Genomic DNA, 10,008 nt, shown 5'->3' on the forward strand with positions numbered 1-10,008 from the left:
TGCAGGTGTTCAGCGAGGTGACACCGGAGCCCGACGAAAAGACCATCCGCCGCGGTGTCGCGATGCTGGCGCGGGTCCAACCCGATCTGCTGGTCGCCGTCGGCGGCGGCTCGGTGCTGGACGCCGGCAAGGCGATCCGCCTGTTCTACGAACACCCGGAGAAGAGCCTCGACGAGCTGACGATGCCGTTCCTCGACCCGCGCCAGCATCGCGACACCGCGGCGGATGGTCTTTTCGTCGGGCTCCGGTGTCACCTCGCTGAACACCTGCACGTGTGGGGCGCGCAACTTGCCGCGCAGCTGGTCGACCACGCCGCGCTCTTCGGTCGGGACGTCGGTGATCACCACGACGGTTTCGCAGTCGAGATCGCGCAAGTTGTCCAGTGCGCCTTCGTTGAAGTAGGTGTTCGACGGGACACGGAACCACTGCGGCGGGGTGCGGCGCCGCGAGACGGTCTTGATGTTCAGTAGTTGGCGATAGTTGACGTTCTCCGTCGTGCTGGACCCGCCCCAGGTACCGCAACCCAACGAGAACGTGGGCGTCAGGTTGTTATACACCCCGCCGAGGGCTCCGACCGCGGTGGGCGCGTTCACCAGGATGCGCCCCGTGCGGACCGCCAGGGCGTATGCCTCGATGACGTCCTCGTCGTTGGCGTACACCGCCGACGTGTGACCCAGCCCCCCGTGCTCGGTGACCAGGACGGCCACATCGATGGCGTGCTGTACGCCGGTTGCGCGCACCACGCCGAGCACCGGCATCAGCTTCTCGGCCAGCAGCGGATGCGAAGCGAGTTCGTCCAGGTCGGCAGGTAGCTGTGCCAGCAACACCTTCACGGTCGGCGACACACTGAAGCCGGCTCGGGCGGCCAGCTCCGGCGCCTTCTGCCCGAGCGCCTCGTGCGAGACCTTGTCGCCGCAGCCGAATGCGAACTCTGCCAGCGCCGTGGCCTCGCCCGGGGTGAGCAGTCGGGCGCCCATCCGCTCGAACTCGGCAATCGCCTCGTCGTATATCTCGTCATCGATGATGCAGGTTTGCTCGGCCGGGCAAATGACCGAGGAATCGAAGGTTTTCGAGATCAGGATGTCGACGACCGCGCCTTGCAGGTCGGCCGTCTTGTGAACGTAGATGGGCGCGTTGCCGGGACCAACGGACAGGCCGGGCTTCCCGGCCGAATTCGCCAGCGCGACGATCTTCGGTCCGCCCGTCACCCAGATGAAATCGACTCCTGGATGCTTGAACAGGTAGTGCGTCACGTCGTGCGCGGCGTCGGGAATGACTTGCAGCGCCCCAGGTGGCATTCCGGCCGCTTCGGCCGCGGGGCGGAGGATTTCCAGGCTGCGTTCGCAGCAGCGCACCGCATCCGGCGAGGGCCGGAAGAGGATGGCGTTGCGGGTCTTGGCGGCCACGATCGCCTTGAACAGCACCGTCGAGGTCGGGTTGGTCACCGGGGTGATCCCCAGCACGACGCCGATCGGCTCGGCTACATGGGCGATGTTGTTTTCGACGTCCTCGTCGATGATTCCCACCGATTTCTTGCCGCGCAGGTAGTCGTGCAGGAACTCGGTGGCCACATAGTTCTTGACGACCTTGTCCTCGAAGACGCCGAAGCCGGTCTCCTCGATCGCGACAGTCGCCAGTTCCCCGGCGGCGCGCACGCCCGCGCGCACCATCGCCTCGACGATCGCATCGACCTGCTGCTGGTCGAGCTTGCGGAATTCTCGGGCCGCCTGGGCCGCCGCGTCGACGATCGCGTCGACTTCGTGTTTGCGCTGTTCGGCAACCGCGGGTGCTTCGAGCGGGGAGGCGGTCTGCGTTTGTGTAGTGGTCATGATCGCGATTTCGGCTCAGGAACAGGTACTAAGGGCTCCAGAATGAGCGGACGCCACGTCGTCCGCCTAGGGCTGAAAGGCCCTCGCCGAGCTGGCCCGGCCAGGCCACATCTGGCGCGTGCGGACCGTCCGCGGTGCCCAGCCCGGGCCGATACTGGCGGTCATGCGCGTCACCGTCGACTACGACCTGTGCGAAGGGCACGGACAGTGCCTGCTGGCGGCTCCCGACGTGTTCGACATTCCCGACGGTGCCGAACAGGTGGTGGTGCTCGAGCCGGAGCCACCCGAAGCCGACCGCGAACGGGTGATTCGGGCGGCCGCGATGTGTCCCGCCCAAGCGATCCGAATCCTCAACTGATCCGGCCGGTTTCGGCAACGTCATCGAGCAACCGGTAGCGCCCGGCCAACGCGGCGGCGGCGATGCGGTTGTTGACCCCCAGTTTGTGCAGCAGCGCGGCGACCATGCGTTTCGCCGTGCGCTCCGACACCAGCATCCGCTGGGCGATGTCACCGGTCTCCATGCCGGTCGCGAGCAGCGTCCACAGTTGCAGATCCTGCGCGCTGAGGCTGTCCAGCAGCTCGGATGGCGGCTTGCGGGTGTTGCTCAGCAGCGCATCGAGCAGGGCGCCGTCGACGACCCGCAACCCCTCGGCGATCGTCCAAAGTGGCCCTGCCAGCGCCTCCGGCCTCGCGGTCTTGGGCAGGAAGCCGTCGGCTCCGGCCCGCAACGCCTCTTCGGCCAGCCCCAGGTCGTCGGTCCCCGAAAGCGCCAGGATCCGGGTCTTCGGGTGGCGCGCCTTGATGTGCCGGATGGCGGCGACTCCGCCCAGGGGCGGCATCGACAGGTCGATGATCGCGACATCGGCGCCGCAGCGGGCCACCAGGTCGGCTGCCTCTTCCACGTACGTCGTCTGGCCGCCGACGGTGAACAGCCCGCCCCATTCGCGGGTGAGCAACAGGGCCAGGCCCTGTGCAAACAGTTCATGGTCGTCCACGATCACCACGACGTACGGCGAGCGAGTCATTGCCGCGATGCTAACCCGAACTCTATGGTCAGCTGGGTGAGACCGCTCGATCGAATGGACTTCGACGGCGAGGACTACGGGCTGGCCCGCACCGTCGTCGCGGTACGGGTCGCCGTGGTCATCTCAATCGGCGTGCTGCTGGCGATCGGGCCCCAGTGGGTCCGGCAGCACACCGCGGCCACGGTAGCGGTGTTGGGCGGTGCGATGCTTTACGCGGCCGTGGTGATGGCCTACCCGCAGCTGGAGGTTCGGCGCACCCGGTACGCGTGGCTGGTCACCGGGTTCGACTCGGCTTTCACGCTGGCCCTCATCGCCTTGAGCGGCGGCGTCTACAGCCCAGTGGTCGCCGTGCTGGCGCTGGCCGTCATCGCCTCGGCGGCGCGGCTGTCGTTCCGTGAAACCTTATTGGTGGCAATCCTTTTGGGCGCGGCATATGTTCCGGTGGCGCTGACGTCGTCGCCCAAACTTCCGGTCACCGCTGCCCCGGCCCTGCAGGCCGGGTGGTCGGCGGTGTATCTGATCTTCGTCGCGATCATCACCGCGGGGCTCTCCGCCCTCGCCGAACGCGAACACCGATCCCGGGTGCGGGCGCTGGTAGAGGCCGAGGCCGAACACGCCGCCGCCGAAGAGGAACGCGACTTGCGGGCCCGCCTGCTGCGGTCCTACCAGTCGCAACAGGACGGACTTCAGGTGCTGGTGCACGAATTCCGCACTCCCGTCACGTCTTTGGAGGCGCTGACCGAGGCACTGACTTCACGGCAGGCAATGTCGCAGGCCGACCGGGACACCAGTCTGCAGCTGGTGGCCCGCCACGTCCACCACCTGGCCGAGATGCTCGACGCGCTCTCCGACGTCGCGCTGAGTCGCCGCCCGACATTCTCAACGGGCCGGATCCGTCGCGTCGACCTGGCCGACCTCATCGTCGCCGCCGCCGACGCTGTCGGTCTGGCGGCGCCGCGGCTACGGCTGAGCGTCAGCGGCGACGTCGGCGCCGTGGCCGTCAACGCCCAAGGGCTGCGCCGGCTGCTGACCAACCTCCTGGAGAACGCCTCCCGGCACGGCCGGGGTGAACCGGTCGAGGTCACGTGCTCGCGGGAAGGCGGCGAGTTGGTCTGCACGGTGGCCGACCGGGGGCCGGGCATCCCGGCGGACAGCCTGGGCGAGCTGACCACCAAGTACGTCAGCGTCGGCGGCCAACGTGGCACCGCCGGGCTCGGCCTGTGGATTGTGCAGCAGATCGCCGAGGCGATGGGCGGCCGGGTCGACTTCGCCGCGCGCGACGGCGGGGGCCTGGTCGCCACCTTCCGCGCACCGATCGCCTGATCGCGGGTTTCATGCGCTGGCCCGCGCAGGCCAGTGTTTGGCACTCGCGCCTGTGCCGCGCCGCGGCCGCGCTGGTCAGCATGGCCAGATGACCGCACCCACGACCGCGCCCACCCACAAGGGCATCGATCTGAGCGCCCGCGAATTCTGGGCGAAACCCCCGGAAGAGCGCGACGCCGCCTTCGCCGTCCTGCGCGCGGAGAACCCCGTCCCGTGGAGCCGCCCCGCGGAGTCGGATCTGTTGCCTCCCGAGCTCAACACCAGGGGCTTCTGGTCGCTGACCAAACAAGAGGACATCCGGATGGCAAGCCGCCACCCGGAGATCTTCTCCTCGGCGCAGGGCATCACCATGGAGGACTTCGCCCCGGAGGCGGTGGAGATCGCCCAGTCGTTCATCGCCATGGACGCCCCGCGGCACACCCAGCTGCGCGGGATCACGACGGAGGCCTTCAAGCCCAAGAACGTGCGCCGCCTGGAAGGCTGGATTCGCGGCCACGCCCACGACCTGGTCAGCGAAATGGCACACCTGGGTGAGGGCGACTTCGTCCAACTCGTGTCGGTCAAGCTGCCCGGCCGCATCTTCGGCAGCTTCTTCGGCCTGCCCGAAGGCGAACTGCGTGATCAGGCCGTCAGCGCCGCGCAGCGGCTCGTGGGCTGGACAGACCCGAACATCCGCGGCGAGCAGAGCGAACTCGAACTGTTCATGGGCGCCGTGATGGATCTGCACGCGGTGGCGACGGTGTTGATCCCCGAGCGGCGGGCCAACCCCGGCGACGACCTGATGACCTGGATGGTGCAGGCCGAGTTCGACGGCAAGAAGATGACCGACGACGAGCTGAAGGCCTTCTTCGTGTTGATGGGCGTAGCGTCCAACGACACCACGCGACACGCCTCGGCTCACGCCATCGCCGCCCTTTCGAAATTCCCCGACCAGCGCGCGCTGCTCGTCGAGGACGTCGAGGGCCGGGTCGGCACCGCCGTCGAGGAGGTGTTGCGCTGGGGGTCACCGCTGCTGCACATGCGCCGTACCGCCACCCAGGACATCAACGTGCGCGGCTCGGAGATCAAGGCCGGCGACAAGGTCGTGCTGTGGTACTACTCGGGCAACCGCGACGAGGACGTCTTCGACGACCCCCACTCGTTCAACATCCTGCGAAACCCGAACCCGCACATCGCCTTCGGCGGCGGCGGTCCGCACTTCTGCCTGGGCGCGGCGCTGGCGCGCACCATGCTCAAGGCGTTGCTGACCGAGGTCTACACGCGCATCCCGGATATCTCGGCGCCGGAGCCCAACTACGCCCTGGCCAACTTCATCAACGGTGTCAACAGCCTGCCGGCGACCTGGACGCCCGAGAAGCGATGATTTCAAGGAGTTTCGATGAAAACCAAAGCGGCGGTGCTGTGGGGGCTGCACCAGAAGTGGGAGGTCGACGAGGTCGACCTCGACGGGCCCAAGGAGAACGAGGTCCTGATCAAGATGGCCGCCGCCGGGCTGTGCCACTCCGATGACCACCTGATCACCGGCGACATGCCGATGCAGTTACCGGTCGTCGGTGGGCATGAGGGCGCCGGCGTCGTCGTCGACGTCGGCCCGGGCGTCACCGAAGTCGCCGAAGGCGATTCGGTTGCGCTGAGCTTCATCCCAGCCTGCGGCCGCTGCGAACCGTGTTCGCGCGGCATGAGCAACCTGTGCGTGCTCGGCGCCGCCATCATCGCGGGACCGCAACTCGACGGCACCTTCCGGTTTCACGCGAAAGGACAAGCGCTGGGCCAAATGTGCGTGCTGGGAACGTTCTCCGAATACACGGTGGTGCCACTGGCTTCGGTGATCAAGGTCGATCCATCCACCGCGCTCGACACCGCCGCCCTGGTGGGATGCGGCGTCACCACCGGCTACGGCAGCATGGTGCGCACCGGCGAAGCGCGTGACGGCGACACCGTGGTGGTCATGGGTGTCGGCGGTATCGGGATGAACGCGGTGCAAGGCGCGCGGATCGCGGGTGCGCGCGTGATCGTCGCGCTGGATCCCGTTGAGTACAAGCGTGGCCGCTCACTGGAGTTCGGTGCCACCCACACCGCTGCGACGGTCGACGAGGCCCAAGCCCTGATCACCGACCTGACGCGCGGCCAGATGGCTGACGTCTGCGTGGTCAGCACCGATTCGGCTGAAGGGGCGTATGTGGCTCAGGCGCTGAGCCTGGTCGGCAAGCGCGGCAGGGTGGTGATGACCGCGATTCCGCATCCGACCGACACGTCCGTCGCCATGTCGCTCTTCGATTTGACCCTGTACGAAAAGCAGGTTCGCGGTTCACTTTTCGGATCCTCCAATCCGCGGCACGACATACCCCGAATGCTCGACCTGTACCGCGCCGGGCGGCTCAAGCTCGACGAGCTCGTCACCCGGGAATACACCCTCGACGAGATCAACACCGGCTACGCCGACCTGCACGCCGGGGTCAATCTCCGCGGACTAATCCGGTTCTGACTCTGCCATGAGCCTAATCACCATCATCGTCATTCTCGCTGCCCCGCTGGGAATCCCGGCCGGGGTAAGCGCCGCGCACCACGCCGCCGGCCGATGGAGGAGCTTCGCACACTGGCGCCGCCGGACCCGATGACTAGAGGCAAGGACGACATGACTGACATTCCGCACTACCGGATGTACATCGACGGGCGGTGGCGCGACGCGTCAAGCAGCTTGGAGGTGCGCGATCCCGCGACGAACGGACGGGTCGCAACCGTTGCCCGGGGCGATGTCACTGCGGCCGACGAGGCCGTCGCGGCGGCAAAGGCCGCACATGCCTCCGGCGTCTGGCGGTTGACGCCCGCGGCGGAACGCGCCCGCATCCTCGATGCGATCGCGGACAACCTCGCCGCACGGTTCGACGAGTTGACCGCCCTGCAGGTACGCGAAAACGGCGCAACCGCACGGTCCGCGGGCGCTTTTCTCCTGGGCTACTCGATCGCCCACCTGAAGTACTTCGCGTCGTTGGCGCGGTCGTATGCGTTCGAGGAAACCGGGCCCTTGATCGAGGCGCCCACGCTGGCCGCCGCCCTGCTTCGTCGCGAGCCGGTGGGCGTCTGCGCCGGCATCGTGCCGTGGAACTTCCCGTTGCTGCTGGCGGTCTGGAAGCTGGGCCCCGCATTGGCGGCCGGCAACACGATAGTGCTCAAGCCCGATGACCAGACTCCGCTGACGTTGCTCGAATTGGCCAGGGCGGCAGACGAAGTCGGGCTGCCGGCGGGGGTGCTGAACGTGGTCACCGGGCCGGGGCCCGTCGTCGGCGCCCGGCTGGCCGAGCACCCCGATGTGCGCAAGGTAGCCTTCACCGGCTCAACCGAAGTCGGAAAGACCGTGATGCGCGCCGCCGCCGCCAACGTCAAGCGGGTCACACTCGAGCTGGGTGGCAAGGGCGCCAACATCGTCTGCGACGACGCCGACCTGGATTTGGCGGTCGACGGCACGCTGTTCGGATTCTTGCTGATGTGTGGTCAGGCCTGCGAGTCCGGAACCCGGCTGTTACTGCACGCGTCAATTCACGACGAGTTCGTGCGAAGGCTGGTCGCCCGCGCGTCCACGCTCGTCGTGGGTAATCCGATGGACCCGACCACCGACGTTGGTCCGCTGATCTCCGCCAAACAGAAAGCGCGAGTGGAGAAGTACATCGCGTTGGGGCAAGAGGAGGGGTGCAAGATCGCGTTCCAGGGCACGGTCCCCACCGAAGCCGGACTCGCCCAAGGCCATTGGGTGGCGCCCACGATCCTGACCGGTGCCACCAACGACATGCGGGTCGCGCGGGAGGAGATCTTCGGGCCGGTGCTCGTCGTGATTAAATGCGCCGACGACGCCGAGGCGGTCGCGATCGCCAACGACAGCGAGTACGGATTGTCCGCGGGGGTGTGGAGCACAGACAACGAACGCGCGTTGGCGATCGCCCGCGAGTTGGAATCCGGAACGGTGTGGATCAACGACTGGCACATGGTCAATGCGATGTTCCCCTTCGGCGGCATGAAGCAAAGCGGTCTGGGGCGCGAGCTCGGGTCAGGTGCCCTCGACGAGTACACCGAGCAGAAATTCGTGCATGTCGACATGACCAATGACCGCGCCAAACGGGTTTACCCCGTTGTGGTGTCGGCCCCGGCAACCGCCTGATCGATGTACCCGGGTACCCACGCAGACGGTGATCCTCACCGCCCCGCCGTCGTCCTCGCCGAGACCGGGGATGTGTTGACCTACCGGCAACTCGACGACAACTCCGCCGCGCTGGCGCGTGTGCTGCACGACGCCGGGCTCCGCCGCGGTGACGTGGTCGCACTGCTGTCCGACAACGCCGCCGAGGCCTTCGAGGTGTACTGGGCGGCGCAACGATCCGGCCTCTACATCACCGCCGTCAACCACCACCTCACGGCGCGTGAGGCCACATACATCGTGCGTGACTCGGGAGCACGCGCGCTAGTCGCCTCGGCTGCCCTGGCCACCCTGGCGGCCGACGTCGCCGCGCAGGCCGACGGCCCCGGCCTGCGGCTGGCATTCGGCGGCGACGTTCCGGTTTCGCTTGCTACGAAACCGCTCTCGCCGGGGCCGGTCCCCGCTTGCAGGCGGAACCGTCGGGCGCCGTCATGCTGTATTCCTCCGGCACGACGGGCTTCCCGAAGGGCGTCAAGCCCCCGCTCCCAGACCGGCGGATCGACGAACCGGGGGATCCGATCCTGGCCATGGCCAGCCATTTCTACGGAATCGAAGCCACCGACGTCTATCTGTCTCCGGCGCCCGTCTACCACGCCGCGCCGCTGCGATGGTGTGGCATGGTGCAGGCGCTCGGTGCAACGGTGGTGCTGGCCAACAAGTTCGACGCCGAAGCCACCCTGCGCTACATCGAGCGATACCGGGTCACCGTCGCGCAGCTGGTTCCCACCATGTTCATCCGGCTACTCAAACTGGATGAGTCGATCCGGCGCCGCTATGACCTGTCGAGCCTGCGGATGCTGATGCACTCCGCCGCGCCCTGCCCGATCGACGTCAAGCGGGCGATGATCGACTGGCTCGGCCCTATCATCTACGAGTTCTACGGCTCCACCGAGGCGCACGGCCTGACGTTCATCGACTCCGAGCAGTGGCTCACCCACCCCGGTTCGGTGGGGCAGAGCGTGCTCGGGACGCTGCACATCTGCGACGACGACGGAAACGAGCTGCCCGCCGGTGCCGTCGGCACGGTGTACTTCGAACGCGACCATCTACCGTTCGTGTACCACAACGATCCCGACAAGACCGCCGCGGCAGCCCACCCCGAACATCCGTTCTGGACCACCGTCGGCGACCTCGGTTACGTCGACCCCGACGGCTTCCTTTACCTCACCGACCGCAAGTCGTTCATGATCATCTCCGGCGGGGTCAACATCTATCCGCAGGAAGTCGAGAACGCCCTGGCCCTGCACCCCGCGGTGCTCGATGTCGCCGTGATCGGCGTGCCCCACCCCGAGATGGGCGAGGAGGTCAAAGCGCTCGTGCAGTTGGCGCCCGGGGTGAGTGGGACCGACTCCCTGGCAGGAGATCTCGTCGACTATGTCCGCGACCCGGATCGCCCACTACAAGGCGCCCCGTTCGGTCGAGTTCGTCGATGACCTGCCCCGGACCCCGACCGGAAAACTCGCGAAGAACAAGCTGCGACAGCAGGTTACGGTCCGAAGTTAGTGCAGCTCGCGAGCTGTTGCGGTGCATGGTGTCGTTGTGCTTGCGGCGTCCGCGACGCGAACCCGGTCGTGGCCCGGCAAGCGCTCGACCGAGTCCGGTCGAGCAGCCGGTTCGGCGGCCCGACACCCGGGCGGCCTTC

At 67.4% G+C, this 10,008-nt stretch carries 6 protein-coding genes and 3 pseudogenes; 7 read left to right on the plus strand and 2 right to left on the minus strand.

Translation table 11 applies throughout. From position 1 onward, the window contains the following. Positions 1 to 62 precede the first annotated feature (62 nt). Positions 63 to 110 (plus strand): annotated as a pseudogene (locus A5709_RS28810) (hypothetical protein); the annotation flags it as partial. A gap of 81 nt (positions 111 to 191) precedes the next feature. Here A5709_RS28810 and A5709_RS10680 read toward each other — a convergent pair. Beyond that, positions 192 to 1,829 (minus strand): annotated as a pseudogene (locus tag A5709_RS10680) (aldehyde dehydrogenase family protein); the annotation flags it as partial. Positions 1,830 to 1,992: 163 nt separating this feature from the next. Here A5709_RS10680 and A5709_RS10685 point away from each other — a divergent pair. Beyond that, positions 1,993 to 2,187: a ferredoxin gene (locus A5709_RS10685; RefSeq protein ID WP_067945587.1), complete on the plus strand. Its 195-nt coding sequence runs from the start codon at positions 1,993 to 1,995 to the stop codon at positions 2,185 to 2,187. Here A5709_RS10685 and A5709_RS10690 read toward each other — a convergent pair. Continuing rightward, complete coding sequence (locus A5709_RS10690) at positions 2,180 to 2,854, minus strand: response regulator transcription factor (RefSeq protein ID WP_197520115.1); 675 nt, start codon at positions 2,852 to 2,854, stop codon at positions 2,180 to 2,182. The two genes, A5709_RS10685 and A5709_RS10690, sit on opposite strands and share 8 nt — an antisense overlap. Positions 2,855 to 2,890: 36 nt before the next feature. Between A5709_RS10690 and A5709_RS10695 the strand changes: the two genes are divergently transcribed. The 5 genes and pseudogenes from A5709_RS10695 to A5709_RS10715 all read left to right on the plus strand — a co-directional run bounded on the left by A5709_RS10695 (position 2,891) and on the right by A5709_RS10715 (position 9,869). Further along, entirely contained in the window at positions 2,891 to 4,177 is a 1,287-nt protein-coding gene (locus A5709_RS10695; protein ID WP_231986953.1) for a sensor histidine kinase KdpD, read from the plus strand. Positions 4,178 to 4,265: 88 nt separating this feature from the next. Then, positions 4,266 to 5,540 carry a cytochrome P450 gene (locus A5709_RS10700; protein WP_067945591.1) on the plus strand — a complete coding sequence of 425 codons (1,275 nt, stop codon included), beginning with the start codon at positions 4,266 to 4,268 and terminating at the stop codon, positions 5,538 to 5,540. A 15-nt stretch (positions 5,541 to 5,555) separates the two neighbouring features. Then, the gene (locus A5709_RS10705; RefSeq protein WP_068119807.1) at positions 5,556 to 6,662 is read left to right on the plus strand and encodes an NDMA-dependent alcohol dehydrogenase; all 1,107 of its coding nucleotides are present in this window, start codon (positions 5,556 to 5,558) and stop codon (positions 6,660 to 6,662) included. A 150-nt stretch (positions 6,663 to 6,812) separates the two neighbouring features. Beyond that, positions 6,813 to 8,330, plus strand: a complete 1,518-nt coding sequence (locus A5709_RS10710; RefSeq protein ID WP_068119809.1) for an aldehyde dehydrogenase — start codon at positions 6,813 to 6,815, stop codon at positions 8,328 to 8,330. Positions 8,331 to 8,333: 3 nt separating this feature from the next. Continuing rightward, positions 8,334 to 9,869, plus strand: a pseudogene (locus tag A5709_RS10715) (AMP-binding protein). The last annotated feature ends 139 nt before the right edge of the window (positions 9,870 to 10,008 follow it).

Source organism: Mycobacterium sp. E1386, from assembly GCF_001672745.1.
GTDB lineage: Bacteria > Actinomycetota > Actinomycetes > Mycobacteriales > Mycobacteriaceae > Mycobacterium.

Coding starts and splice junctions, on each gene's coding strand:
- A5709_RS10690 (WP_197520115.1), bottom strand. CDS start 2,854: ATGACTCGCTCGCCGTACGTCGTGGTGATCGTGGACGACCATGAACTG.
- A5709_RS10700 (WP_067945591.1), top strand. CDS start 4,266: ATGACCGCACCCACGACCGCGCCCACCCACAAGGGCATCGATCTGAGC.
- A5709_RS10705 (WP_068119807.1), top strand. CDS start 5,556: ATGAAAACCAAAGCGGCGGTGCTGTGGGGGCTGCACCAGAAGTGGGAG.
- A5709_RS10685 (WP_067945587.1), top strand. CDS start 1,993: ATGCGCGTCACCGTCGACTACGACCTGTGCGAAGGGCACGGACAGTGC.
- A5709_RS10710 (WP_068119809.1), top strand. CDS start 6,813: ATGACTGACATTCCGCACTACCGGATGTACATCGACGGGCGGTGGCGC.